At 66.0% G+C, this 24,338-nt stretch carries 26 protein-coding genes; 13 read left to right on the top strand and 13 right to left on the bottom strand.

Translation table 11 applies throughout. The features are described from left to right. Positions 1–5: 5 nt before the first annotated feature. The 3 genes from RhoFasB10_RS14735 to RhoFasB10_RS14725 are packed head-to-tail and all read left to right on the top strand — an operon-like array spanning position 6 to position 3,010. Positions 6–1,403, top strand: a complete 1,398-nt coding sequence (locus RhoFasB10_RS14735; protein ID WP_167676991.1) for a sugar porter family MFS transporter — start codon at positions 6–8, stop codon at positions 1,401–1,403. A 35-nt stretch (positions 1,404–1,438) separates the two neighbouring features. Beyond that, on the top strand, positions 1,439–1,723 hold the full coding sequence (locus tag RhoFasB10_RS14730) for a YciI family protein (RefSeq protein ID WP_167676989.1): 285 nt from the start codon (positions 1,439–1,441) through the stop codon (positions 1,721–1,723). A 51-nt stretch (positions 1,724–1,774) separates the two neighbouring features. Further along, entirely contained in the window at positions 1,775–3,010 is a 1,236-nt protein-coding gene (locus RhoFasB10_RS14725) for a prolyl oligopeptidase family serine peptidase (RefSeq protein ID WP_167676987.1), read from the top strand. Here RhoFasB10_RS14725 and dxs read toward each other — a convergent pair whose 3' ends face one another. Beyond that, the gene (gene dxs, locus RhoFasB10_RS14720; protein ID WP_167676985.1) at positions 3,011–4,891 is read right to left on the bottom strand and encodes a 1-deoxy-D-xylulose-5-phosphate synthase; all 1,881 of its coding nucleotides are present in this window, start codon (positions 4,889–4,891) and stop codon (positions 3,011–3,013) included. Between the two features lie 185 nt (positions 4,892–5,076). Here dxs and glsA point away from each other — a divergent pair, with 185 nt between their 5' ends. Beyond that, positions 5,077–6,903, top strand: a complete 1,827-nt coding sequence (glsA, locus tag RhoFasB10_RS14715) for a glutaminase A (protein ID WP_068424443.1) — start codon at positions 5,077–5,079, stop codon at positions 6,901–6,903. A gap of 28 nt (positions 6,904–6,931) precedes the next feature. Here the strand turns inward: glsA and RhoFasB10_RS14710 are convergent, their stop codons facing one another. Further along, positions 6,932–7,690, bottom strand: coding sequence for an anti-sigma factor (locus RhoFasB10_RS14710; RefSeq protein ID WP_167676983.1), 759 nt, complete (start codon positions 7,688–7,690; stop codon positions 6,932–6,934). Beyond that, positions 7,687–8,436, bottom strand: coding sequence for a sigma-70 family RNA polymerase sigma factor (locus RhoFasB10_RS14705; protein WP_068424447.1), 750 nt, complete (start codon positions 8,434–8,436; stop codon positions 7,687–7,689). Before RhoFasB10_RS14705 ends, RhoFasB10_RS14710 begins: the two co-directional genes overlap by 4 nt. 125 nt (positions 8,437–8,561) lie before the next feature. Between RhoFasB10_RS14705 and RhoFasB10_RS14700 the strand changes: the two genes are divergently transcribed. Next, the gene (locus RhoFasB10_RS14700) at positions 8,562–9,524 is read left to right on the top strand and encodes an ATP-binding cassette domain-containing protein (protein WP_068424450.1); all 963 of its coding nucleotides are present in this window, start codon (positions 8,562–8,564) and stop codon (positions 9,522–9,524) included. Beyond that, the gene (locus RhoFasB10_RS14695) at positions 9,521–10,360 is read left to right on the top strand and encodes an ABC transporter permease (protein ID WP_068424452.1); all 840 of its coding nucleotides are present in this window, start codon (positions 9,521–9,523) and stop codon (positions 10,358–10,360) included. The genes RhoFasB10_RS14700 and RhoFasB10_RS14695 overlap by 4 nt, the downstream gene beginning before the upstream one ends. Positions 10,361–10,362: 2 nt before the next feature. Here the strand turns inward: RhoFasB10_RS14695 and RhoFasB10_RS14690 are convergent, their stop codons facing one another. Beyond that, positions 10,363–10,890, bottom strand: a complete 528-nt coding sequence (locus RhoFasB10_RS14690) for a CGNR zinc finger domain-containing protein (RefSeq protein ID WP_068424453.1) — start codon at positions 10,888–10,890, stop codon at positions 10,363–10,365. A 25-nt stretch (positions 10,891–10,915) separates the two neighbouring features. Between RhoFasB10_RS14690 and RhoFasB10_RS14685 the strand changes: the two genes are divergently transcribed. Then, on the top strand, positions 10,916–11,065 hold the full coding sequence (locus tag RhoFasB10_RS14685; RefSeq protein WP_167674272.1) for a hypothetical protein: 150 nt from the start codon (positions 10,916–10,918) through the stop codon (positions 11,063–11,065). A gap of 3 nt (positions 11,066–11,068) precedes the next feature. Here RhoFasB10_RS14685 and RhoFasB10_RS14680 read toward each other — a convergent pair whose 3' ends face one another. The 3 genes from RhoFasB10_RS14680 to RhoFasB10_RS14670 all read right to left on the bottom strand — a co-directional run bounded on the left by RhoFasB10_RS14680 (position 11,069) and on the right by RhoFasB10_RS14670 (position 15,401). Beyond that, a complete protein-coding gene (locus RhoFasB10_RS14680; protein WP_174551395.1) occupies positions 11,069–12,061 on the bottom strand; it encodes an iron-siderophore ABC transporter substrate-binding protein in 993 nt (330 codons plus the stop codon). 62 nt (positions 12,062–12,123) lie between these two features. Further along, the gene (locus tag RhoFasB10_RS14675) at positions 12,124–13,389 is read right to left on the bottom strand and encodes a TRAM domain-containing protein (protein WP_068425987.1); all 1,266 of its coding nucleotides are present in this window, start codon (positions 13,387–13,389) and stop codon (positions 12,124–12,126) included. 14 nt (positions 13,390–13,403) lie between these two features. Next, complete coding sequence (locus RhoFasB10_RS14670; protein WP_068424455.1) at positions 13,404–15,401, bottom strand: APC family permease; 1,998 nt, start codon at positions 15,399–15,401, stop codon at positions 13,404–13,406. Between the two features lie 164 nt (positions 15,402–15,565). Between RhoFasB10_RS14670 and RhoFasB10_RS14665 the strand changes: the two genes are divergently transcribed. Both RhoFasB10_RS14665 and RhoFasB10_RS14660 read left to right on the top strand, forming a co-directional pair. After that, the gene (locus RhoFasB10_RS14665; RefSeq protein ID WP_068424458.1) at positions 15,566–16,231 is read left to right on the top strand and encodes a TrkA family potassium uptake protein; all 666 of its coding nucleotides are present in this window, start codon (positions 15,566–15,568) and stop codon (positions 16,229–16,231) included. A 42-nt stretch (positions 16,232–16,273) separates the two neighbouring features. Continuing rightward, entirely contained in the window at positions 16,274–16,942 is a 669-nt protein-coding gene (locus RhoFasB10_RS14660) for a TrkA family potassium uptake protein (RefSeq protein ID WP_068424461.1), read from the top strand. Position 16,943: 1 nt separating this feature from the next. Here RhoFasB10_RS14660 and RhoFasB10_RS14655 read toward each other — a convergent pair whose 3' ends face one another. Further along, on the bottom strand, positions 16,944–17,513 hold the full coding sequence (locus RhoFasB10_RS14655) for a DUF3159 domain-containing protein (protein ID WP_167677029.1): 570 nt from the start codon (positions 17,511–17,513) through the stop codon (positions 16,944–16,946). 144 nt (positions 17,514–17,657) lie between these two features. Then, on the bottom strand, positions 17,658–18,035 hold the full coding sequence (locus RhoFasB10_RS14650) for an OB-fold nucleic acid binding domain-containing protein (protein ID WP_068425992.1): 378 nt from the start codon (positions 18,033–18,035) through the stop codon (positions 17,658–17,660). Positions 18,036–18,198: 163 nt separating this feature from the next. Between RhoFasB10_RS14650 and RhoFasB10_RS14645 the strand changes: the two genes are divergently transcribed. After that, positions 18,199–18,897 carry an alpha/beta hydrolase gene (locus RhoFasB10_RS14645; protein ID WP_167676981.1) on the top strand — a complete coding sequence of 233 codons (699 nt, stop codon included), beginning with the start codon at positions 18,199–18,201 and terminating at the stop codon, positions 18,895–18,897. Between the two features lie 14 nt (positions 18,898–18,911). Here the strand turns inward: RhoFasB10_RS14645 and RhoFasB10_RS14640 are convergent, their stop codons facing one another. Next, entirely contained in the window at positions 18,912–19,727 is an 816-nt protein-coding gene (locus RhoFasB10_RS14640) for a DUF3710 domain-containing protein (protein WP_167676979.1), read from the bottom strand. A gap of 2 nt (positions 19,728–19,729) precedes the next feature. Continuing rightward, a complete protein-coding gene (gene dut / locus RhoFasB10_RS14635; protein WP_346764404.1) occupies positions 19,730–20,224 on the bottom strand; it encodes a dUTP diphosphatase in 495 nt (164 codons plus the stop codon). Positions 20,225–20,429: 205 nt separating this feature from the next. On the opposite strand from dut, the gene RhoFasB10_RS14630 reads away from it, so the two are divergent. Continuing rightward, a complete protein-coding gene (locus RhoFasB10_RS14630) occupies positions 20,430–20,897 on the top strand; it encodes a DUF3093 domain-containing protein (RefSeq protein WP_068425993.1) in 468 nt (155 codons plus the stop codon). 48 nt (positions 20,898–20,945) lie between these two features. Here the strand turns inward: RhoFasB10_RS14630 and RhoFasB10_RS14625 are convergent, their stop codons facing one another. Next, positions 20,946–21,248, bottom strand: coding sequence for a DUF4193 domain-containing protein (locus RhoFasB10_RS14625; RefSeq protein WP_019664051.1), 303 nt, complete (start codon positions 21,246–21,248; stop codon positions 20,946–20,948). A gap of 506 nt (positions 21,249–21,754) precedes the next feature. Here RhoFasB10_RS14625 and cei point away from each other — a divergent pair. After that, positions 21,755–22,435 (top strand): envelope integrity protein Cei, encoded by a 681-nt coding sequence (gene cei, locus RhoFasB10_RS14620; protein WP_167676975.1) that lies wholly within the window; start codon positions 21,755–21,757, stop codon positions 22,433–22,435. Between the two features lie 30 nt (positions 22,436–22,465). Here cei and RhoFasB10_RS14615 read toward each other — a convergent pair whose 3' ends face one another. Continuing rightward, entirely contained in the window at positions 22,466–23,329 is an 864-nt protein-coding gene (locus RhoFasB10_RS14615; RefSeq protein WP_206030958.1) for an inositol monophosphatase family protein, read from the bottom strand. 202 nt (positions 23,330–23,531) lie between these two features. Here RhoFasB10_RS14615 and ppgK point away from each other — a divergent pair, with 202 nt between their 5' ends. Beyond that, complete coding sequence (ppgK, locus tag RhoFasB10_RS14610) at positions 23,532–24,335, top strand: polyphosphate--glucose phosphotransferase (protein WP_167676972.1); 804 nt, start codon at positions 23,532–23,534, stop codon at positions 24,333–24,335. Positions 24,336–24,338: the final 3 nt, after the last annotated feature.

The following is a 24,338-nucleotide window of genomic DNA, read 5'->3' as shown; positions in this document are numbered from 1 at the left end:
TCGCCATGACGCAATCTGCAGAACGTCACACTGCGAAGGTCATCGGGGTCACCGTCGCGGCCGCAGTCGGCGGCTTCCTGTTCGGCTTCGATTCCTCGGTGGTCAACGGAGCCGTCGATTCCATTCAGGAGAACTTCGCCCTGTCGTCGTTCGTCACCGGATTCGCGGTCGCGATCGCGCTGCTCGGGTGTGCGGTCGGCGCGTGGTTCGCGGGCAGACTCGCCGACAGCTGGGGCCGCAAACGCGTCATGCTGCTGGGGTCTGCTCTGTTCACCATTTCGTCGCTCGGGTCCGGATTCGCCTTCAGCGTGCCCGATCTCATGCTGTGGCGCGTGCTCGGCGGTCTCGGAATCGGTATCGCGTCGGTGATCGCCCCGGCGTACATTTCCGAGATCGCCCCTGCTCGATTCCGTGGCGGGTTGGCGTCGCTGCAGCAGTTGGCGATCACCGTCGGCATCTTCGCAGCCCTGCTGTCCGACGCCGTCCTGCAGAACGCCGCGGGTGGGCCGTCGAACGATCTGTGGTTCGGCCTCGAAGCATGGCGGTGGATGTTCCTCGTCGGCGTCGTACCGGCACTCGTCTACGGCTTTCTTGCGACGCTCATCCCCGAATCGCCTCGATACCTCGTCGGCAAGCATCTCGACGAGGAGGCCGCGCGCATTCTCGGCGAAGTGTCCGGCGAGCTGAATCCCGGTGAGCGAGTTCAGGAAATTCGGCTGACGTTGCGGAAGGAATCCCGGTCGTCGTTCCGCGACATCCGAGGACCGAAATTCGGATTGCAGCCGATCGTCTGGGTGGGAATCGCGATGGCGATCCTTCAACAGTTCGTCGGCATCAACGCGATCTTCTACTACTCGACGACGCTGTGGAAGTCGGTCGGCTTCAGCGAGAATCAGTCGTTCGTCACGTCGGTGATCACGTCGATCATCAACGTCAGCATGACGTTCGTCGCCATTCTGTTCGTCGATAGGGTCGGTCGCAAGAAGCTTCTGTCGATCGGGTCGATCGGAATGTTCGTCGGGCTGGTACTCGCGGCGGTGTCGTTCTCTCAGGCGGTGGGATCCGGCGACGATCTGACCCTCCCGGAACCGTGGGGCGTCGTCGCGTTGGCCGGCGCCAACTTGTTCGTCATCTTCTTCGCCGCCACGTGGGGTCCGATCATGTGGGTGATGCTCGGAGAGATGTTCCCCAACAACATTCGTGCTGTGGCCCTCGGCCTCAGTACCGCAGCGAACTGGATCGCGAATTTCGCCATCACACTTGCGTTTCCACCGCTGTCGCAATCCATCGGCCTCGGTTTCATCTATTCCTTCTTCGCGTTCTTCGCGCTCCTGTCGTTCTTCTTCGTCAGGTTCAAGATTCGCGAGACGAAGGGTATGGAACTCGAGGACATGGTCCTGTAGTGAATCGAGAAGCACTCCGAAGGGAGTGAGATGTCATGGGAATGTTCGTCGTCGAGTACTCGTACACCGACGAATCGTCCGCCGGCCGCGACGACCACCGCACCGATCATCGCGCGTGGCTGACCGAACTCGTTCGCCGCAAGGTCGTTCGATCGTCCGGGCCGACGGCTGACCACGCCGGAGCGACATTCATCGTGCAGGCCGACGACGCCGACGCCGTCAGACGCTTGTTCGCCCACGATCCGTTCGCGCGCGCGCACCTCGTCGAGGATGTCCGGGTGTCCGAATGGACACCGGCGCGGGGTGATTTCGGAGGGTGATTTTTCGGAGTGTGCGCCGATGCCGCACCCGCCGACAGGCATCGTGACACCATGCCCCGCACACCATCGTTCCTGACGCATCCCCATCAGGCGTTCACCGCCGGGTTCTACCGCAACGACGATTTCGACTTCGAAGTCCGCATCGCGCTCGGCGCAGCCGCGTTCGGTGCGACCGACGCCGGTGAGGTCATGTCCGCGATCGCGCACGTCCGCGACAACGACCACGACGCCTGGTTCGACGCCTGGGTCGCACTCGGAACGCGTGTGAAGGCTCTCGCCGACCGTTCGGCCGAGTCCGGCCACGACGTCAGCGCGGCACAGGCGTATCTGCGCGCGTCGACGTATTTCGCCGTCGCAGTCAATTCGATCGCGGGACTGGGCAGCGACGACCAGTTGCTGCCGACGTTCCGGCAGCATCGCTCGGCGTGGGATCGTTTCGTGGACACGACGTCGTACTCGGTGGACCGCATCGAGATTCCGTACGAGGACGGGCACATGCCCGGCTATTTCTTCCACGCACCGGGTGACGGTCGCCGGAAGACGTTCGTCATGGTCAACGGCAGCGACGGGTCGATGAGTGCGCTGTGGTCGTCGGGGGCGGCGGGCGCGCTGGCGCGCGGGTACAACGTGCTCGTGTTCGACGGACCCGGACAACAGTCGATGCTGTTCGAACGCGGCATCGGGTTCCGACCCGACTGGGAAGCCGTCGTGACGCCGGTCGTCGACGCCCTCGTCGGCCGTCCCGACGTCGACGCGGACAAGCTGGCGCTGTACGGGCTGAGCCAGGGAGGGTTCTGGGTACCGCGGGCGCTCGCGTTCGAACACCGTTTCGCGGCAGCGATACTCGATCCGGGCGTCGTCGACGTCGCCACCTCGTGGACGGATCACTTCCCGAAGAACATGATCCGCATGCTCGACGACGGTAACCGCTCGGCATTCGACCGCGACATGGCGATGGGAATGAAAGTCTCGAAAGAGACTGCACGCGAATGGAATTTCCGCGCCAGACCGTACCTGCGCGACGGCTACTTCGACACCGTGATGGAAGTACGCAGGTACACCATGAACGGTCTGCTCGGCAAGATCGACACCCCATTGTTCGTGGCGAACCCCGAGGACGAACAGTTCTGGCCGGGCCAGCCGAAGCAACTGGCCGACGCCGTCGTCGCCCCGGTGCATCTGTGCGACTTCACCGCGGCCGAGGGCGCCAACTATCACTGCCAGCCGATGGCCCGACTACTGACCGATCAACGCATGTTCGACTGGCTCGACGCGACGCTCGGGTGATCAGACCGTCTTGGCCCAGTCGACGATGTTCTGAGCGACGTCCTCGGACGTGAGACCCAGTTCGCGGTGAATCTGCTCGCGAGAGGCGTGATCCAGAAAGCGTTGCGGCACACCGATGTCGCGGCAGACCGTGTCGACTCCTGCGGCTCGGATAGCTGCGGATACGCTCGATCCGACACCGCCGTGCACACCCGAGTCCTCGAGCGTGACGACGAGGCGGTAATCGGCGGCGAGCGCCGTCAGCGAGTCCGGGACCGGAAGCACCCAGCGCGGATCGACGACGGCAACCGAAAGTCCCTGTGCCGTCAGCTTCTTCGCTGCGTCGAGCGCCAAGCCGGCGAACGCTCCGACCGCAACGATCAGAACGTCACGGTCGTCCGTTTCCGGCTCGGCGAGCACGTCGACCACGCCGTCCAGCCGGCGAATCGCCGGAACGTCCTCGGTGACCGAACCTTTCGGGAATCGCAGAGCGGTCGGACCGTCGTCGATCGCAAGGGCTTCGCCGAGTTCCTCCCGCAACGTGGCGCCGTCACGGGGCGCCGCGACGCGCATGCCGGGCACGATACCGAGGAGCGACATGTCCCACATACCGTTGTGGCTCGCCCCGTCCGCACCGGTGACACCCGCACGGTCGAGCACGAGTGTCACCGGAAGCTTCAGCAGCGCCACGTCCATGAGCAGCTGGTCGAAGGCACGGTTGAGGAACGTCGAATAGACCGCGACGACCGGATGCAGTCCACCGAGCGCGAGACCCGCCGCCGAGGTGACGGCATGCTGCTCCGCGATGCCGACGTCGAACAAACGGTCGGGATAGGCCTCTCCGAAGGCGGCAAGTCCCGTCGGGCCTGCCATCGCCGCGGTGATGGCCACGACGTCCTCGCGCACCGCGGCCCGATCGATGAGTTCCTGTGAGAACACCGACGTCCAGTCCGGCCCTGCTTTCGACCGCGCGAGACCTGTGAGCGGGTCGATGACGCCGGTGGCGTGCATCTGGTCGGCAACGTGATTCTCGGCGTGCGCGTAGCCCATCCCCTTGCGGGTGACAGCGTGCACGATGACGGGCCCGCCGTACGCCTTGGCTCGTCGCAGTGCGGCCTCGAGTGCAGGCTCGTCGTGACCGTCGACCGGCCCGAGATACTTGATCCCGAGGTCGGTGAACATGACCTGAGGGCTGATCGCGTCCTTCACACCGGCTTTCATGCCGTGCAGCATCGCGTACGCCGTCTTTCCGACCAACGGAATCCTGCGCACGATCCGTCGACCGTTGTCGAGGACTTTCTCGTAGCCGGGCTGGAGTCGGAGGGCCGCGAGGTGCTCGGCGAGCCCGCCGATCGTGGGCGCGTAGGAGCGGCCGTTGTCGTTGACGACGATGACGAGCGAGCGATCCTTGCCCGCTGCGATGTTGTTCAGTGCCTCCCAGCACATTCCGCCGGTGAGTGCGCCGTCGCCGACGACGGCGACGACGTGACGATCGTTCTGCCCGGTCAACTGGAACGCCTTGGCGAGACCGTCGGCGTACGACAACGATGCCGACGCGTGCGAGGACTCGACCCAGTCGTGCTCGCTCTCCGAACGAGCCGGGTAGCCGGACAGCCCGCCCTGTTTGCGCAGGGAGTCGAACGCTCCCGCGCGACCGGTGATCATCTTGTGGACATACGCCTGATGACCGGTGTCGAAGATGATCGGGTCGTTCGGCGAATCGAAGGTGCGGTGCACGGCTAGTGTCAGTTCGACGACGCCGAGGTTCGGGCCGAGATGGCCTCCTGTGGCGGACACCTTCTCGACGAGGAAATCGCGAATTTCGCCGGCCAGGTCGGCAACCTCGGACGGGGCCAGACGGCGCAGGTCCTCGGGCGTCTGAACACGAGCTAGGACACCCACCGAGATCGCTCCCTTCGGCCGGACTCTTGCGAGTCACGATCAGCACAGTCTACGTAGCCTGTCGCGAGCGAAGCCCTCGACAACACGTTCCAATCGACAATACTGTGGTCTGCTCGGTGCGCCCAACCACGGATGGCGCGTCCGTGGTCACATCGAATCCCGTAGCTGCAGCATAGGGTTGCCTCATGACGACCGTGGTCGACGACATTCTGCACCGCATCCACGAGGCGTGCCGCGACGAAATCTCGGGCGCCGTGGCCGATTACATACCCGAACTGGCCGCGGTGTCCCCCGACGGCTTCGGAATCGCGCTGGCCACGAGTGACGGGTACGTCTACGAAATCGGCGACACGCGCGCGCCGTTCACCATTCAGTCCATCTCGAAGCCGTTCACGTACGGTCTCGCGCTCGCCGACAACGGGGAGGACGCGGTCGCCGCGAAGATCGACATCGAGCCGTCCGGCGAACCGTTCAACGAGATCAGCCTCGACCCCGTTACCGAACGTCCACGAAATCCGATGATCAACGCCGGCGCCATCACTTCGGCATCGCTGATCCACGGTCGGACTGCCGAGCAGCGCTTCGAACGCATCAGAAAGGCCTATTCGCGGTACGCGGGACGCGAACTGACGTTCAACGACGCCGTGTACAGGTCCGAGGCGAGAACCGGTCATCGGAACCGCGCGATCGGATACATGCTCCGGTCGTTCGACATCATCGCCGGCGACCCGGACGAGGCCGTCGACCTGTACTTCCGTCAGTGTTCCATCGACGTCACCGCCGCCGACCTGGCGATGATGGCCGCGACCATGGCCAACAACGGCGTCAATCCGCGAACGGGTGAACGCGCCCTGTCCCCCGTTCTTGTCGAGCGAGTGCTCAGCGTCATGACGACCTGCGGAATGTACGACGGCGCAGGCGACTGGGTCGCCAAAGTCGGTTTGCCCGCGAAGAGCGGGGTCGGCGGCGGGGTACTTGCGGTCCTGCCGGGTCAGATGGGCATCGCCGTCTACTCGCCGCGCCTGGACGGACACGGCAACAGCGTCCGCGGGGTGGCCGCGTGCCGTCAGCTCTCTCGCACGCTGGAGCTGCACTTCCTGCACGTGCCCCGCGCCGCGGCGTCGGCGGTCCGTGGGCGCTACACCGTCGCCGAGGCCCCGTCGCGTAAACGGAGAAGCGACATCGAGCAGGACGCGCTGGCGAAGTTCGGTCACCGCGCGCGGGTGTACGAACTGCACGGCGATCTGCTGTTCTCGGGCGCGGAGACCGCGGTGCGTGAGATCGGAACGTTGGACGAGGACCTCGACGCACTCGTGCTCGACGTCCGGGGCGTCGACGACGTCAGCGACATCGCGCGCAGCATGTTCGACGACCTGCGCACCCAGCTCGCCGCCAAGCGTTGTCACGCGGCGTTCGTCGACCCACGAGGCGTCCTGGGTCATGCATCGTCCAGCATCGATCCGAAGGATCCCGGTGGACGAGTGTTCGGAGACATCGGCTCGGGCATCGGATGGGCCGAGGAACTGGTGCTCGACCGATACTGCGTGGGCCCGCGGCAGCCCGTGAGGATCTCGGCCGTCGAACATCCGGTGTTGGCCGGACTCACCGAGGAGCAGTACGCGCGGGTCGAGGCAGTGACCGACACCAGGCACTACGCAGCGGGCGACGTCATCGTGCGGGCGGGCGACCCCGCTGCCGGTCTGTTCCTCGTTCTCGTCGGGGAAGTCAGCTCCACCTACGACACACCCGACGGATTCCATCAGCGGATCTCGACGCTGTCCCCCGGCATGAGTTTCGGAGAAATGCCTCTGTTGGCGAACACACCGTTTCTGCTGAATTTCCGCGCCGACACCGACCTGACCGTCGCCGTCGTGACCGTCGCCGATTTCCACGCGCTCACCGTGGACGCACCCGCGACGAAACTGGCCGTGCTGGGCAACCTCGCCGCGGGTGCGTACGCCCAGATGAACATCGCCATCAAGTCGTTGGGACAGTTCGGCGTCGGGAGATGATTCCCGACGCCGAACTCTCTCGTGCGGTCTAGGCCGTCAGCGACACCATCGTCAGCACCTCGGTCGGCTGCGGTGAACCACCCGCAGGCTCGAGCGAGAACGCGAAGTTGGTCGACGCACCCATGCCGTCGATGACGGTGTCTCCGTCGCCGGACAACTGATCCGCAGTCACCAGACCCACCGATCGCGGGGTCCCGTCCACGAACCACATCTGGTAGTCCTTGCCCGGCTCGGGAGCCGGAACGCCGTCGAGCTTCACGACGACCGAATCGGACTCGCGCGAATACGAGACGGTTGCCGTTCCGCCACCGGGGAATTCGGCGACGGCCTCGCGCGCATCCGGGGCCGCGACGATCTGCTCGGCCTGCGTCGGCGTCGGCTCGTTCTGCAGCACCTGGGTAGCCACGACGACGCCGCCGACCGCGACGACCACCGCTGCCGCAGCGGCCATCACCGTGGTGCGCCACTTGGACTTTCGACGTTCGCGATGGCCTGCCATGCTCGTCACGTTCGACTTCTCGCGCGGAGTCGGCGCCGCCTGCGGAGTGTTCGGAATCTCGTCCAGCACACGGGTTCTCAGCTCCGCCGGGGGTTCGACGGCGTCGAGCACCGACACCAGAGCCAGCGTTTCCTGAATCTCGCTGACGAGGATGTTGAACTGAACGCGCGCCGTGTCGTCGACGGACCGCAGGTCGTTCTCGATCTCGGCGTGCTCGGCCTCGCTGACCGCGTGCAGGGCGTACACCTCCGCCGCGCCGAGCAGCCGTTGTCGGGATGCGTCGCTCATGAGGGTGTCACCCCCAGACATGTCTTCAACTTGATCAGTCCATCTCTTATTCGCGATTTGATGGTGGGCACGGCCACTCCGAGCCGCTCGGCCACCTCGCGGTAGGTCCATCCGCTGTAGTAAGCCATTCGTACCGACTCGCGCTGCGTATCGGTCAGTGTGTCGAGGCACGCAACCACGGCCTCGGATTCGAGTCGCTGCGTCACCGCCTCGAGCACCTCGTCGTGTTCCGAGGACTGGCTGATCGCCCCGTACGCCGCCTCACGATCGGTTCCCGACTGCTCGGACCTGACGCGGTCGACGGCACGTCGATGCGCCAGCGTCATGATCCAGGCGAGCGGACTCCCCTGGGCCGGGTCGTAGTTCGGCGCCGACCGCCAGATCTGCAGGAAGACCTCCTGCGTCGTCTCCTCGCTGTACCCCGGGTCGCGCAGAACCCGCAGCACCATGCCGTACACCCGAGCCGATGTGGCGTCGTACAACTCGCCGAAGGCGCGCTGATCTCCAGCGGCGACGGCGACCATCAGTCGACGTAGACGTTCGGCCTCGTCCGCGCGCAGATTGCGTAGCTGCGCGCTTGGCACGGCACAGGCGGGGCCGTCGCCGCCCTCGGGTGTCGACGGGTTCTCTTCTGAGCCTGGTATTCCCTGATACGGCGAACCCTGGCTCGGGTTGCTGCTCACCGGAACGAGGTCCCAACTGCTTCGACTCTGATCGCGTTCATTGATCAAGAGAGTAGTGCTCATATTGCCTTCACACCGAAACCTCCGCGTTTTCCCGCCGCACAACACATTCGGTACATGTCACGAAATGGATGGCCGACCGGGAAATTCATTTGCGGAACTGCGTGAACTCGGACAATCTTGGACGAATGGGACACGAGGCGGCAATCGAGACGTCAGGCCTGATCAAACGCTTCGGCGACAACGTCGCCGTGGATGGAATAGACCTACGGGTCCCGTCGGGCGGGGTGTACGGCGTGCTCGGCCCGAACGGGGCAGGCAAGACGACGACCATTCGGATGCTCGCGACCCTGCTGCCGATCGACGGTGGCACCGCGCGGGTACTCGGTCACGACATCGCCGCCGAGCCCGACGCGGTGCGCAGCAAAGTGTCCCTCACCGGGCAGTTCGCGTCGCTCGACGAGGACCTCACCGGCACCGAGAACCTGGTGCTGCTCGCACGCCTGTACGGCTATTCTCGCCCGGCCGCCCGCTCGCGCTCGGACGAGCTGTTGTCGGCCTTCGGCATCGCCGATGCCGGTGGGCGACAGGTGAAGACCTACTCCGGCGGTATGCGTCGGCGTATCGACATCGCGGCGAGCATCATCGTCACCCCCGAACTGATCTTTCTCGACGAGCCCACCACCGGCCTCGACCCCCGCAGCCGAAATCAGGTGTGGGAGATCGTGCGCGCACTCGTCGCGGGCGGCACGACGGTCCTGCTGACCACCCAGTATCTCGACGAGGCCGACCAGCTCGCAGGCCGCATCGCGGTCATCGATCGCGGACAGGTCATCGCCGAGGGCACCACGAGCGAACTGAAGGCGTCCGTCGGCGCGGGATCGCTGCACGTACGCGTCTCCGATCCCCTGCAGCGTGACTCCGCGGCGAGGATCCTGCGCACGATTCTGCGTGAGCAGGTCGTCGAGGAAGCAGATCCTGCGGCTCTGTCGGCGCGTCTCGACTCGACGTCGTCGGTCGCATCGGCTCTGCCCGCGTTCGAAGAAGCGGGAATCGGCATCGCGTCGTTCGCCATCGGCCAACCGAGTCTCGACGAGGTCTTCCTCGCCCTGACCGGACACACCACCGACACCACGGAGCGTGCGTCATGACCACTTCCCCCACCGAGATCGCGGCGTCGACCGACGCGGTGTCCGACGTCCTTCGGGCATCGGGTCCCCGACCCGCGAGGCCGTCCGCTCTGTCCACGTCGCTGTCGTTCGGGTGGCGCGCGCTGCTGAAGATCAAGCACGTTCCCGAGCAGCTGTTCGACGTGACGATGTTCCCGATCATGTTCACGCTGCTGTTCACGTACCTGTTCGGCGGGGCACTGGCCGGCTCGACGAGCGCCTACATCCAGTTTCTGCTGCCCGGCATCCTGGTGCAGACGGTCGTCATGATCACCATGTACACCGGCGTCACCATCAACAAGGACATCGAGAAGGGCGTCTTCGACCGCTTCCGATCGCTGCCCATCTGGCGTCCGTCGCCGCTCGTCGGCGCCCTGTTCGGTGACGTCGTGCGCTATTCGCTGGCGTCGGTCATCGTGTTGATTCTCGGCCTGATCATCGGTTTCCGGCCCGAGGGTGGAGTCGTGGGCGTCGTCGCGTCGGTCGTGCTGTTGCTGGTGTTCTCGTTCTGCCTCTCGTGGGTGTGGACGATGATCGCGATGATCGTCCGGACGGAGGCCGCCGTCATGGGCGTCTCGATGTTCATCCTGTTCCCGCTGACATTCGCCAGCAACATCTTCGTCGATCCGCAGACGATGCCGGGCTGGCTGCGCGCTTTCGTCGAGGTCAACCCGGTCAGCTTCCTCGTCACGTCGATTCGGTCCCTGATGGCAGGCGAACCCGACTCCTCGAAGCTGTTGGTCACCGCGGTGATGTGCGCCGGCTTCCTGGTGATCTTCGGGCCGCTGACGATGCGTCTCTACAACCGCAAGACCTGACGTCAGGCACGCGACGCGGCTCGTGCGCGGTGGCGCCGAACCGCGTCGCGGTTGGAACACGCTGTACCGCAATAACGTTGGCGTCCGGTGCGCGAGACGTCGGCGAAGATGTTCGAACAGCCCTCTGCGGCACAGCGTCCCAGCCGCGTCATTCCGCGCGTCGTCAGGTGCAGTGCGGTACCCACACTCACGAGCGCCCTGATGACTGCGCCGAGCGGGATGTTCGGATCACGGTAATGCATGTGCCACCCGTCGCCCGCGTGGTCGGTGAGGCGTGGATAGGCCGATGCGCGGGCGAGCATTCCGTTGACGATGTCCGCGCGTGCCTCGTCGGTCGTCGCGTCGACGACGGTTGCCCATTCACGGAGGAACTGCATCGCGTCGGCGAGATCGGCGTCGGTCGGTTCGGTGTCGACGACGAGCCCTCCGTCGACGCAGCGCCGTCCGAGTTCGGCGGCCGATTCAGGCGGCGTGTTGTAGAGGTCGACGCCCAATTGCACCGCATACGTTCCGTAAGGGTTGATGTGCATAAGACCATTACAGCACAGTGGGCGTATGACCACACACGACCACACCTGGACCACCACGAGCCGACACGACACCAGCGAGGGCCGCATCAGCTACCAGCACTGCCCCTGCGGCGCCCAGCGAATCCTCGCTCCGGCGTATCCGGAGCGCGCACAGCTCGCCGTCGTCCTGCCCTGATGCCTACTGCTGGAGTCTGTCGGCGAGCAGCGGAACGACCTGCTCCACCGCGTACTGCAGCGACAGCACCGAACTGGTCGAGTACGACTTCGCGACGACGGGGTCGTCGAACACCAGCGACCGACCGTCCTGCACTGCCGGTATCGCCCGGAACAGCGGATTGTCGGTGACGTCGGACGGCGACGTCTGAATCGGAAAGATCACGACGAGGTCCGCGTCGAGCAGGCCGAGCTCCTCGTCGGAGATGGGCACCGAGAACCCCTGCGGCGGTAGCGCATCGATCGTCGGATTGGACACGAACCCGAGCTTCTTCATGAACTGCATGCGCGTGCTGTCGGAAACGTATGCGCCGTAACCGGTTCCGCTGTACGCGCCGACGGTAATCGTCTTGCCGACGAATTCCGGATTCTGCTCGACAGCCGCGGCGAAATTCGCCTCGACCTCGGACAACAGCTCGGCTCCTGTCGCCGACTCGCCCAGTGCCGCCGACACCATGGTGACCTGTTGATCGAGCGAGGTCAGATAGTTGTCGGCACCCTCGGGCAGTGCGATGGTCGGCGCGATCTGCGACAGCCGGTCGTATCTGTCCTGGTCGCCGGAACTCTTGGTATCGAGAATGACGTCGGGTTCGAGCGCGGCGACGGCCTCGTAGGACGGCTCCTGGGTGCCGATGATCTCGGGCGACGCGTCGTACAAGCCCTCGGCCCACGGGCCGACCCCGTCTCCCCCGAACGCAAGCCAGTCGCTCGCACCGACGGGCTGGACACCGAGCGCGAGAGCGGTTTCCGCGTCGGCCCAGCCGAGAGCCACGACGCGCTGGGGCTTCGATTCGACGGTCACCTCGCCGAACTTGGTGTCGATCGTCACCGGGAAAGCACCCTCGGCGGACGCACCCGTCGTATCGGGCGACTCACCGACCTCCGACGACGAGCACGAGACCACCGCGCCGACGGCGAGAACCGCTACGGCGAGGGTGGACAGGGACGAAGTTCGCATTCTGGACAGCACCCGCCCACGCTACGACACCCGGTGTCGCCGTGGGGGTGCCACGATTTTCGTCAGCGAACGAACAATCCGATGCATTCCACGTGATGGCTGAGGGGGAACGCGTCGAACGCCCGCATGTCCGCGAACTCGAAACCCGCGGCTCGATACAGCGCAGTGTCACGGGCGAACGATGCTGGGTCGCAACCGATGTGGACCACCCGGTGGGCGTCCGTCGCTTCGATCGCCGACACCACGTCCTTGTCCGCGCCCGATCTCGGCGGGTCGAGGACGACGACGGATGGAGACGGAAGCGACGCGACGACGCGTTCGACCCGGCCGGGAACGAATTCGATCTGCGGTGAATCGGCAAGTGCCGCAGCACCGTCCGCGGCTGCGCGACGGGAGAATTCGACACTGGCGACCCGGCCCGACGGACCGACTGCGTCGGCGACGCTCGCCGCGAACACCCCGACTCCCCCGTAGAGATCCCAGGCCACCGAGCCCGCGGCAGCGTCGGCCCACTCGGACACGACGTCGCTGTAGACCTGTGCGGCGTTCCGATGGGCCTGCCAGAACCCGGTGGCGTCGAGTTCCCACTGCCGCCCCGAGACGTACTCGTGCGGACGCCCGGTTCCCTCGACGACTTTCTCCGGACGTGGTCGCGACGCGGCTGCCCGACGTGCCGCAGCGCCGCGACGACCCGGCGATCGACGACCTGTACGTGACACCGCAGCAGGAGCGACCTCGACGACGTGGCGCACATCGTCCCCGTCGACCGCGACGGCGAGTTCGCTTCCCGGACGCCATCGTTCGGCGTCGAGACCGTCGAGTGCACCCGCAACCACCTGTGGGCAGCCGAGATCGGTCACCAGCGTCGAGCTACGGAACCGGTGAAAACCGGCGCGGCCTGCGCCGTCGACACCCAACCGCACTCGCGTACGCCACCGGGTGCCGTCGTCGTCACCAGGGAGACCCTCCACGGTGACGTCGCGATCGATACCCGCGATTCGACGCAGTTGCTCGGCGACGACAGCAGCCTTCATCGCCCGACCGGCGTCGACAGTGGCGTGCGAGTAGTCGCAACAGCCCGAACCACCGGGTCCGGAGATGGGGCAGACCTGCGGGATCCGGTCCGGCGACGGCGAAACGATCTCGACGGCGTCCGCGCGGCAGAACGATCCGCCTCGATCCTCGGTGACCTTGGCTCGGACGACTTCGCCCGGCAGTCCGTGCCGGACGAACATCACGCGCCCGTCGTGGCGGGCGACGCAGAACCCGCCGTGCCCGGGTGGTCCCAGGGTGACCTCGATCGTGCGGCCGAACCAGTTCTCCGTCATCGACATCTGTCCCGTCACGACGCGTTCGGGGGTTCGTAGCCGCGACGGGACGCTCCCGGCGCGTTCTCGATCGACTCGCGCTTCGCCTTCTCGGACGAATGCAGCTGCCACGGCACGCTGGTGACCATCACGCCCGGCTGGAACAGCAGGCGGCTCTTGAGTCGCAGCGCACTCTGGTTGTGCAGAATCTGCTCCCACCAGTGTCCGACGACGTACTCGGGAATGAACACCGTGACGACGTCACGCGGCGAGTCACGGCGTACTCGCTTGACGTAGTCGAGCACCGGCTTCGTGATCTCGCGGTACGGCGACTCCACGACCTTGAGCGGGACGGTGACGTCACTGTCCTCCCACTCGCGGACCAGAGTGCGCGTGTCGGCCTCGTCGACGTTGACCGTCACGGCCTCCAACGTGTCCGGGCGGGTGGCCCGTGCATAGGCGAGTGCACGCAGCGTCGGCATGTGCAGCTTGCTCACCAGCACGATCGAGTGCGTGCGGCTCGGCAGTACGCCGTCCCACTCCTCGTTCTCGAGCTCGCGGGCGACCGTGTCGTAGTGGCGACGGATCATCCGCATCAACGCGAAGATCGCGACCATCGCGACGATGGCGATCCACGCTCCCGCGGCGAACTTGGTGATCAGCACGATCACCAGCACCGCGCCCGTCATCGCGAGACCGACACCGTTGACGATGCGGGAGCGGAACATGTGGCGTCGAACATCGGGGTCCTGCTCGGTGCGAAGCAACCGCGTCCAGTGCCGGATCATGCCGGTCTGGCTCAACGTGAACGACACGAACACGCCGACGATGTACAGCTGGATGAGCTTGGTCACCTCGGCGCCGAAGACGACGACGAAGGCGATGGCGGCACCGGACAGGAACAGGATTCCGTTGCTGAACGCGAGGCGATCACCGCGCGTGTGCAGCTGCCGTGGAAGGTAACGGTCCTGTGCGAGGACGGATCCCAGAACCGGGAAGCCGTTGAACGCGGTGTTGGCGGCGAGCACGAGGATCAGGGCGGTGACGATGGTGATGAAGAAGAACCCGATCGGGAAGCCCTGGAAGACGGTCTCGGCGAGCTGCGCGATGAGCGTCTTCTGGTGGTAGTCCGCGGGCGCACCGATCAGCTGCTCATGCGGGTCGAGGGCGTACTTGATGCCGATCTTCTCGGCCAGAACGATGATGCCCATCAGCAGCGTGATGCCGATGACACCGAGCATGAGCAACGTCGTCGCCGCGTTGCGTGATTTCGGCTTCCGGAACGCGGGAACGCCGTTGCTGATCGCCTCGACACCGGTCAGCGCCGCACAACCCGACGAGAACGCCCGCGCGATCAGGAACGCGAACGCGATCCCGTACAGATGCGAATCCTCGGCCTTCAGCTCGAAGGACGCGGACTCGGCCTGCAGGTCCTCACCGAGAACGAACACACGGACCAGACCCCACGCCAGCATCAGGACCATGCCGATCATGAACGCGTAGGTCGGGATCGCGAACGCCGCACCCGACTCACGGATGCCGCGAAGGTTGATCGCGGTGATGAGCACGATCGCGACGACCGCGAACAGCACCTTGTGCTGCGCGACGAACGGAACGGCGGACCCGATGTTCGACGCGGCCGCCGAGATCGAGACGGCCACCGTGAGCACGTAGTCGACGAGGAGCGCGCTGCCGACGGTCAGCCCGGCGTTCGGCCCGAGGTTGGTGGTGGCCACCTCGTAATCGCCGCCACCCGACGGGTACGCGTGGACGTTCTGTCGGTAGCTCGCGACGACGACGGCCATGACGATGCAGACGGCAAGGCCGATCCACGGGGTGAAGGCATAGGCCGAGATTCCGGCAACCGACAGCACCAGGAAGATTTCCTCGGGCGCGTACGCAACGGACGACATCGCGTCGGAGGCGAACACGGGTAGTGCGATGCGCTTCGGAAGGAGCGTGTGACCGAGCTTGTCGCTGCGGAACGGCCTGCCGAGCACGAGCCGCTTCGCGGCGGTCGAAAGCTTGGGCACGGTGAGAGCCTAGGCGCTCGTGCCGAGTAAGCGAGTACCAGGAGCATCGAAACTCGAATTCGATGCCACCTCCGCTCGATTCGCGACGCGCGGCCCGATACGTTGGTGCAGGCCGATGCGAACGCGCATCGACGGGCAGTCGTGATCCGAGGGGAGCAGCAGCGGTGTACGTAGTGGTGATGGGGTGCGGCCGCGTCGGCGCATCACTGGCCGGCGCGCTCCAGCGGATCGGCCACGACGTGGCGATCATCGACCGTGACGAGAATGCGTTCCTCCGGCTCGACCCGACGTTCGACGGTGTGCGGGTCGTCGGTATGGGATTCGACCGTGATGTGCTGGTGAAAGCAGGCATCGAGAAAGCCGAAGCGTTCGCCGCCGTTTCGTCGGGCGACAACTCGAACATCATCGCGGCGCGTGTGGCGCGGGAGACGTTCGGCGTGGACAAGGTCGTCGCCCGGATCTACGACGCGAAACGCGCCGCGGTCTACGAGCGTCTCGGTATCCCGACGGTGGCCACTGTTCCGTGGGCCACGGACCGGTTCCTGCACAACTTGTTGCGTGACGACCCGACCACGAAGTGGCGTGATCCGTCCGGCAACGTCGCGGTGGTTCTCCTCGAGATCGACGACGGTTGGGTCGGCAAGAAGCTGTCGCTGCTCGAGGAAGCGACGCGCTCACGCGTCGCGTTCATCATCCGGTTCGGGACCGGACTCCTCCCGGACCGGAAGACGATCATCCAGGCCGACGACGAGATCTACGTCGCGGCGGTGTCCGGGACGGTGGCCGAGGCCATTGCCCTGGCAAGCAACCCGCCGCCGTCGGACGACTAGTCGTACGCTGGCCACATCCGCCTCGAGAACGAACGGGAACCCATGAGAGTCGCAATCGCAGGAGCCGGCGCCGTCGGCAGATCCATTGCCCGCGAGCTGATTCGCAGCGACCACACGGTCATGCTCCTCGAGCGCAAGCTCGACCACCTCGACCCCGACGCCATCCCCGAGGCCGAGTGGGTGCTCGCCGACGCGTGCGAGCTGAGACTGCTCGAGGCGTCGGCGCTCGAGACCTACGACGTCGTGATCGCCGCTACCGGTGACGACAAGGCGAACCTCGTCCTGAGCCTGTTGGCGAAGACCGAATTCGGGGTCAACCGCGTCGTCGCACGCGTGAACGATCCGCGCAACGAATGGCTGTTCGACTCGTCGTGGGGCGTCGACGTCGCGGTGTCCACCCCGCGAATGCTCGCCTCCCTCGTCGAGGAAGCGGTGTCGGTCGGAGATCTGGTGCACCTCATGACGTTCCGCAAGGGTCAGGCGAACCTCGTCGAGGTCACGCTTCCCGAGAACACACCCCTCGCGGGCAAGCCCGTCAAGAAGCTGTCGTTGCCGAGAGACGCTGCGCTGGTGACGATTCTGCGCGGAGGGCGGGTGATCGTCCCCCAACAGGACGACCCGCTCGAAGGCGGCGACGAACTGCTGTTCGTCGCGTCCGTCGAGGTCGAGGCCGAGCTGCGTGCAGCGGTCGGACTGGTCCAGACGACCTGAATCACGCAGCCGACGTACGATCCGCGCGTCGCACAGCCCAGAACGTGACGAGCAGCGCGACGCCGGTGAGCGGCCATCCCATTCCGATACGGGCGACCGCGAGCCAGCCGGTCTGGTCCGAATCGTAGAGCTGCGACTGCACGAGGTACCGCGCACCGAAGACGACCGCCCAGGCGAGCGTCGCGATGTCGTAGGCGTACACCGACCGTCGGTTCGATCGCCAGGACGTGCCCCCACCGTTGAGGTATCCCCACACGACGCCGACGAGTGGCCACCGCGCGACGATCGACAGCACGAACACCGCGCCGTAGACGAGGCTGGTGTAGATGCCGAACAGGAAGTAGCCCTTGGCGTCTCCGGTGCGATACGCGATGAAGGCGCAGATACCGACGCCGAAGAAACCGGAGATGGCCGGCTGGATCGGGGTGCGCTTGGCGAGCCGCCAGATCGTGACGCCGAGTGCGACGGCGAGAGCAGTCCAGATCGCCACCGTCAGGTCGAACAGGCTGTTCGCCGGGACGAACACGATGACCGGCAGAGTCGAGGACACCAGCCCGGACAGTCCGCCCATCTGCTCGAGGACGGTCTCCTTCTTCGCAGCCGCGTTCGTCGGCACGGGCGGCGCATCGACCTCCGGTGTCTGCTGTACTTCCGGGGCGTCGGGTGCTTTACCGTCTCTGTCGGTCACGACGTCGAGAGTGCCATACGCGGTGAATCAGGATTCGTCGCGTAGTTCGTAGTAGGGGTTGTAGACGATCTTGCGACCGTCGCGCTCTCCGACGCGGCCCTTGATCATCACCGTCTTGCCGGGCTCGATGCCTGCGATCTTGCGGCGGCCGATCCACACCAGCGTGACGGGGGCGGTGCCGTCGAAGAATTCGGCTTCGACGTTGGCGTTCGCAGCCTTGGAGCACGTCTCGACGCTGCGAAGGCGACCCAGCATCGTGACTTCCTCGCCGCGCGAGCAATCACATGCCCGGCGTGCTCCCGACGCTTCCGACGTCTCAGCCATCTCTTCGGCGTCGAGCTGGTCGACGTCCTCGGTCAGCTTCCGCGTGAGTCGGCGGAAATATCCTGCGGCAGCGGGTGCCATGGTGAGCTCCTGGAGCATTCTGCGACCGGGTCGGTCGCGTAAAGGCCTGTACATCGGCCACTGTAGACCCGCGAACCTGCTGTGGCCAACCGGCCTCGCCCTGCATGTGACGACTCACGGTCCCGCTGTCCGGGGTGCCGGCTCTACCGGCACAATCGACGGAATGACATGGGCCACACACGCCGTCGTTCTTCCCGGAACGGGATCGGACGCCGTCTTCGCGCGCGACGCCTTCTCCCCTGCCCTCGAGACGATGGGCACTGTGACGTCGGCGGTCGATCCCGACCCTCGACGCGTCGTCGCGGGATACGAGGACGCACTCGACGACGCAGCTCGACGCCACGGTCGAATCATCGTCGGCGGCATCTCGATAGGTGCTGCTGTCGCACTGTCCTGGGCTCGCCGTCACCCGGAGTCGATCGTCGGCGTGCTCGCCGCGTTGCCGCCGTGGCTCGGCGAACCCGGCGATGCGCCTGCAGCGCTGAGCGCCCGCTTCACGTCGGCTCGCCTGGGCGAATCGGGCCTCGACGACGTGACCGCGGCGATGGTCGCGTCGACACCCGGGTGGCTCTCCGCCACGCTCACCCGTTCGTGGGCGTCGCAGTGGCCGGATCTGCCGCTTGCACTGAACGAGGCCGCGAGCTACGCCGCTCCCACGATCGACGACCTGCGTCGTACGTTCGTTCCGACGGCCATCGTCGCGGCCGTCGACGACCCGGTCCACCCGCGTGCCGTCGCCGACACGTGGCACACCGCGCTCCCGACGTCGTCGCTCGCCACCATCACGCTCGACGACATCGGTCGCGACGCAGGCATTCTCGGGATCAGGACCGTGTCGGCGCTCTCATCGCTCCTGACGTGAGCCGAAAGCCGAGTTCAGCCGAGCTGTTGCATGGCCGATCCCGACGTGCCGCGGCGCGGCCCCTCGGTCGGCGCAGTGGGTGCAGCCGGCTGAGGGGCCGCCTGTCCCGTCGGTTGGCCCGGCGCTTGCCGATCCGCGGCCTGCTGGGCCTGCTGCTGCTGAGCCGCCGCGAGCTGAGCCGTCAGAGCCGCGGGCAGAACCACCGGAAGCGGGGTGCGCACCGGATGCGGATCGCTGCCACGATCGACGATCGTCTGCGACAACACGTTCCGGGCAATCGCGACGAGCGGGGCGTCGCTGCCGACCGCTCCGGCGGGCCCGGCGAGCACACAGCGCACCATCCAGCGGTAGCCGTCGACGCCGATGAAACGGAGGTCGGCGTTCGTCGTGACGGCGTGCAGCTCACGCCCCCACGGGCCGGTCTCGATGCTGACGTCTGCTTTGTCCGCTCGTAGCGACGTCGCGAGGTCGCCTGTCACCTCGCGCCACTGTCCCGGCGACTTCGGAGCGGCGTAGGCGGCGATGGTGATGCGGCCGTGCTGCGTGACGACGTGCACGGCCTGCGGCGCGCCGGACCGGTTCATCTCGACCTGCAGCTGACCACCCTCGGGCAGAGGAATCAGCACCGAGCCGAGGTCGAGACGGGTTTCCACGAGTGCGTCACGGCTGTCGTCGACCTCGGTCAGGTCGAACGGTCCGACCGTGGGGTCGACGTTCGCGCGCTCGGTGTCGTCGGCGTCGGGCGCCGAGGCGTCGGCCGCCGTGTCGTCTGCGACGCCGCTCACACGCGAGTCGTCGGTGGCTGCGTTCTTCTTACGCCGTCCGAACATGATCAGTCCTCTTCTTGCTTCGTCATGGTGCTCGTCGCTCCGGCAACCGCCGAGTCGACCAGACTGGCGTGGCCTCCGCTCGAACCGTATCCGCCGCTCCCGCGCGTCGTGTCGTCGAGCGAATCGACCTCTTCGAACGTGCAGAGTTCGACGCGCTGCACCAGTAGCTGCGCGATGCGGTCACCGCGGACCAGGTGAATGGTCTCACGCGGATCGAGGTTGATCAGGCAGACCTTGATCTCTCCGCGATAGCCCGCGTCGATGGTGCCGGGCGCGTTCACGATGGACAGACCCGAACGTGCGGCGAGCCCCGAACGGGGATGAACGAGTCCGACGGTACCCAGCGGAAGCGCCACGGCGATGCCGGTTCCGACGACACGACGCTCGCCCGGCGCGATGCTCGCGTCCGCGGTGATGTGCAGGTCCACTCCCGCGTCGCCCTCGTGGGCTCGCGTCGGCAACGGCAGTCCCTCGTCGAGTCGTTTCAGCGCAATCACCGGCGGGTTCGGCGAATTCGCCTGATGGTCGTCACGTCGTGCATCGTCGCTCACGTGGTCCGAGACTACGCCGTACGGCCCGTGACGCGCTGCACGGCATGCGGCACCTTTCCCTTGGCCACGTAGTCTGGAAGGCGTGCCTCACGATCGCCAGCCCGACCTCGAACCGACCGCGGACTCTTCTCACGCCGACACACGCACCGTCGTGTATTCGGAGAAACTGTGGGTCCCGCTGTGGTGGTGGCCCGTCGGTCTGGCCGTCGCAGCGCTGCTGGCCGCCGAGGTGCACATGGGTGCCCCGGGGCTGCGCGCGTGGCTCCCCTACGTTCTGTTGCTGCCGTTCCCGCTGTGGGCCCTCTACTGGCTCAGCCGGATGAAGATCGAGGTCGTCGTCGACGCGGACGGCACTCGGGAGCTGCACGCCGGGCGTGCTCACTTACCGCTCGACGTCGTCGACCGGGTCGCCGTGGTGCCTGGAACGGCAAAAAGTGCGGCACTGGGAAGGCAATTGGATCCACTTGCCTTCGTTCAGCACCGCACTTGGGTCAAACCGATGGTCCTGGTAGTTCTCGATGATCCCGACGACCCCACCCCCTACTGGTTGGTCAGTTCGAAACGACCTGACGATCTGGTAGCTGCACTGGCCGCGCCCACCCCCGGAGATCGCCACTAGGCGATCTCGGCGTCGATTCCAGTACGTGCTACGCCTGCTGCTCAGCGATCAAGCAGCGCAGTCTCGGCACACGAGCACGCCGTTCGCGTCGCTGGCCAGCCTGCTCCGGTGATGGACCAGGAAGCAGCTCGAGCACGTGAACTCGTCGGCCTGCTTCGGGACGACTCGCACGGACAGTTCTTCTCCGGACAGGTCTGCACCTGGGAGTTCGAACGATTCCGCCGTGTCGGACTCGTCCACGTCGACGACCGCGGACTGCGCCTCGTTGCGACGTGCCTTCAGTTCTTCGAGAGAGTCCTCGGAGACGTCGTCGGATTCTGTTCTTCTCGGTGCGTCGTAGTCGGTTGCCATTGTTCCTCTAACCCCTCGTCTTCTTGCTTGATTTCCGGTGGTTGCTGCTGACGACGTCCTAGCTCGGTCGCCGGCTGTGAGGAGGCGTTTGCGTTGCTCCCACCGTCCTTGTTCGTGTTGAACGCACGAGAACCTCGTAAGGTGCCCGAAAACACCGGGTAATGCCCGATCGATCTCGGCTCGAAACCCTCTTCGACACCTACGCGACGATCCCGATTCGCACCGATGCGTCTCTGGTCTGAAACCACCGGGGCCGCCAGACAATAGCCGAAGCTTTGCCGTTTGACGAAACCGAACCGCCGAAAGCGCCGAAATCGGTCGTGCACCGGGCATGAACAACACGAGCCACCGACTCATTCCCACCCCGGCCCGAGTGAATTTCGCCGACGACTTGCCGACAGACGCAGCCGTCCGTTCGGGAGGCAACTACAGTGAGCGAGCGCGCTGGGACCGGTCGCCGGTAGCGCCGCATTTCGAACCGGACGACGGAAAGGCGTATCCACACCGTGGTTTCTCTGATCACCGAGGGTAGTTCGGTCGACGATCGCGGACGGCCGTTCCGCCGTAGGCGCGCAATGCCCATCCTCGTCGTGCTGCTCGCTCTCGCCCTGCTGGGCGTGTTCACCTGGATACGCGTCTTCACCGCGGGCGAGGCGGTCACCGCGACGGTGGAATGCAACGCGCCGTCGACGACGCCGGCTGCGGATGGAACCGTGCCCGCCGAACTCGGTGAGCGCGTGGACCGCTCGACTCTCGAGGACACCGAACCTGCGGCGCTGTCGGCCACGCGCGTCAGAGTCTTCAACGCGAACGGCGAATCCGGCCAGGCCGCAACCGTCGCGGCAGAACTGAGCGACTACGGGTTCGCGAGCGCGCCCGACATCCAGGTCGGCAACGATCCGGTGTACACGGACCAGAACATGCAGTGCCAGGGCCAAATTCGGTTCGGCCAGAACGGAATTGCCGCCGCGAGCGCAGTCTCGCTCGTCGCACCGTGCGCCGAATTGATCGAAGACGGACGCGGCGACGACACCGTCGACCTCGCCCTCGGAACGTATTTCAAGGATCTGCAGCCGAATTCGGACGCGGAGTCGGTTCTGCAGTCGCTGGCCGGAGTCACTCCCGGTACACCCGCCGCGCCCCTCGACATCGATCTTCTGGACGCAGCTCGACAAGCGACCTGCTGACCGACACCGCGTCCGGCGGTCCGGCTCGGGTCAGTCCGTCGGGATCGGCGCCAGCGCTCCCACTTCACCCAGGAGCGCAAGGAATTCGGCGTCGATCCCGGCTGCGACAGCGACGGTGACAGCACCCTCGGCGCTCGACGAACTCGGCGACGGCAACCGAAGAACGGCACCCGCTTCTTCTGCGATCAACGACCCGGCGGCCCAGTCCCACGGACTCAGTCCGTGCTCGAAGTGAGCGTCGACCGCCCCCGACGCGACCATGCACAGATCGAGTGCCGCCGACCCGACACGCCTGATGTCCCGGACCCGGGGAAGCAACTGTCCGATCATGCGGCCCTGCGCCGTACGCCGGGACGAGGAGTACCCGAAACCGGTGGCCACCAACGCAAGTGAGACGTCCTCGATCGGGTTGCACGCCAGTCTCGTCGCGGTCCCGTCCGACGTGGTGGCGAAGGCTCCCCGGCCTCGTGCCGCGGTGTAGACGATGTCACGTGCGACGTCGACGACGACTCCTACGACGCTGACGCCGTCGATCTGCGCTGCGACCGAAATCGCATACGCGGGAAGCCCGTACAGGAAGTTGACGGTCCCGTCGATCGGATCGAGGATCCAGCGCACACCCGCGACCGAATCGGTTCGACCGCCGCCCTCCTCCCCCAGAATCGCGTCGCCGCTTCGCCGTTCCGCCAGCAGTCCACGCAGCAACTGTTCGGTCTCGGTGTCGACGACCGTGACGGGATCGGTCGGTGTGCTCTTGGTCTGTACGGACTCCTCGTGCCCGCCGACACCCGACTGTCGCGCGTTCGGGCCGAAGACCTCGGGACGTCGCACCCGCACGTGAGTGGCCGCGGCGCGCGCGACCTCCACCGCCACGTCCAGTAGTGACGACGTCAGAGCCGCATCGGGATTCGGGGACGCTTCGGACGAATTACCTGGAGTGGACACGGGTCTATCGGATCACACGAGATGCGCCGCGCACCACCCGCGCGGGCGCGCCTCGACGTTCCGAACGCGCAATGCACCGTCCGCCCACTATCCTTCTCGGAGGGTACGTCCACGCCTTCTCAGTTCCCACGACACCAGGAGCATGCGCCACATGACACAGGCAGGTTCGGGACCACAGTCCACCGACGGCACTCAGCGGCTCGGCTTCGGAGTGGACGTCGGCGGTAGCGGCATCAAGGGCGGCATCGTCGATCTCGTGACGGGTGAACTCGTCGGCGACCGGTACAAGATCGAGACCCCCCAGCCGTCCACGCCGGAGGCCGTCGCGGGCGTCGTCGCGGAGATCGTGAAGTACTTCGATTGGTCGGGTCCGGTCGGCGTCACACTCCCGGCCGTCGTGACCGCAGGCATCGCGCGCTCGGCAGCGAACATCGACAAGGGCTGGATCGACACCGACGCCAAGGCGTTGTTCGCCCGCGCGATCGGGCATCCGAACATCACCGTCCTCAACGACGCCGACGCCGCGGGTGTGGCCGAGGACAAGTACGGCGGCGGCAAGGACAAGAGCGGCGTCGTCATCCTGCTCACGTTCGGCACCGGAATCGGATCGGCCGTGCTGCACAACGGCGTGCTCCTCCCCAACACCGAGCTCGGTCACCTCGAGGTCGACGGTAAGGAGGCAGAGCACCGCGCCGCGTCGTCGGTCAAGGAACGCAAGGACCTCTCGTACAAGGAATGGGCCAAGGAAGTGTCCAAAGTCCTCGAAACGTTCGAGGCGCTTCTGTGGCCCGATCTGTTCATCGCCGGCGGCGGAATCAGCCGCAAGTCCGAGAAGTGGATTCCGCACCTGACGAACAGAACTCCGGTGGTGGCGGCCACATTGTTGAACACCGCAGGCATCGTCGGCGCAGCTCTGGCAGCCGACACAGCCGCGTTGCAGGGCCACGCTCGGTAACAA

The sequence above is a fragment of the Rhodococcus sp. B10 genome, assembly GCF_011770055.1.
GTDB classification, from domain to species: domain Bacteria; phylum Actinomycetota; class Actinomycetes; order Mycobacteriales; family Mycobacteriaceae; genus Rhodococcoides; species Rhodococcoides kyotonensis_B.
The sequence above is the reverse complement of the archived record's forward strand: the minus strand, read 5'-3'. Positions and strand labels throughout refer to the sequence as shown.

Excerpts from the sequence above, each read along its gene's own strand:
- RhoFasB10_RS14640 (WP_167676979.1), bottom strand. The coding sequence starts at position 19,727 with ATGTTCGGACGGCGTAAGAAGAACGCAGCCACCGACGACTCGCGTGTG.
- RhoFasB10_RS14660 (WP_068424461.1), top strand. The coding sequence starts at position 16,274 with ATGAGAGTCGCAATCGCAGGAGCCGGCGCCGTCGGCAGATCCATTGCC.
- RhoFasB10_RS14645 (WP_167676981.1), top strand. The coding sequence starts at position 18,199 with ATGACATGGGCCACACACGCCGTCGTTCTTCCCGGAACGGGATCGGAC.
- RhoFasB10_RS14730 (WP_167676989.1), top strand. The coding sequence starts at position 1,439 with ATGGGAATGTTCGTCGTCGAGTACTCGTACACCGACGAATCGTCCGCC.
- RhoFasB10_RS14675 (WP_068425987.1), bottom strand. The coding sequence starts at position 13,389 with ATGACGGAGAACTGGTTCGGCCGCACGATCGAGGTCACCCTGGGACCA.
- RhoFasB10_RS14695 (WP_068424452.1), top strand. The coding sequence starts at position 9,521 with ATGACCACTTCCCCCACCGAGATCGCGGCGTCGACCGACGCGGTGTCC.
- RhoFasB10_RS14735 (WP_167676991.1), top strand. The coding sequence starts at position 6 with ATGACGCAATCTGCAGAACGTCACACTGCGAAGGTCATCGGGGTCACC.
- glsA (WP_068424443.1), top strand. The coding sequence starts at position 5,077 with ATGACGACCGTGGTCGACGACATTCTGCACCGCATCCACGAGGCGTGC.
- RhoFasB10_RS14680 (WP_174551395.1), bottom strand. The coding sequence starts at position 12,061 with ATGCGAACTTCGTCCCTGTCCACCCTCGCCGTAGCGGTTCTCGCCGTC.
- RhoFasB10_RS14700 (WP_068424450.1), top strand. The coding sequence starts at position 8,562 with ATGGGACACGAGGCGGCAATCGAGACGTCAGGCCTGATCAAACGCTTC.
- RhoFasB10_RS14685 (WP_167674272.1), top strand. The coding sequence starts at position 10,916 with ATGACCACACACGACCACACCTGGACCACCACGAGCCGACACGACACC.
- RhoFasB10_RS14655 (WP_167677029.1), bottom strand. The coding sequence starts at position 17,513 with ATGGGCGGACTGTCCGGGCTGGTGTCCTCGACTCTGCCGGTCATCGTG.
- RhoFasB10_RS14625 (WP_019664051.1), bottom strand. The coding sequence starts at position 21,248 with ATGGCAACCGACTACGACGCACCGAGAAGAACAGAATCCGACGACGTC.
- RhoFasB10_RS14650 (WP_068425992.1), bottom strand. The coding sequence starts at position 18,035 with ATGGCACCCGCTGCCGCAGGATATTTCCGCCGACTCACGCGGAAGCTG.
- RhoFasB10_RS14725 (WP_167676987.1), top strand. The coding sequence starts at position 1,775 with ATGCCCCGCACACCATCGTTCCTGACGCATCCCCATCAGGCGTTCACC.
- RhoFasB10_RS14710 (WP_167676983.1), bottom strand. The coding sequence starts at position 7,690 with ATGAGCGACGCATCCCGACAACGGCTGCTCGGCGCGGCGGAGGTGTAC.
- RhoFasB10_RS14690 (WP_068424453.1), bottom strand. The coding sequence starts at position 10,890 with ATGCACATCAACCCTTACGGAACGTATGCGGTGCAATTGGGCGTCGAC.
- ppgK (WP_167676972.1), top strand. The coding sequence starts at position 23,532 with ATGACACAGGCAGGTTCGGGACCACAGTCCACCGACGGCACTCAGCGG.
- RhoFasB10_RS14705 (WP_068424447.1), bottom strand. The coding sequence starts at position 8,436 with ATGAGCACTACTCTCTTGATCAATGAACGCGATCAGAGTCGAAGCAGT.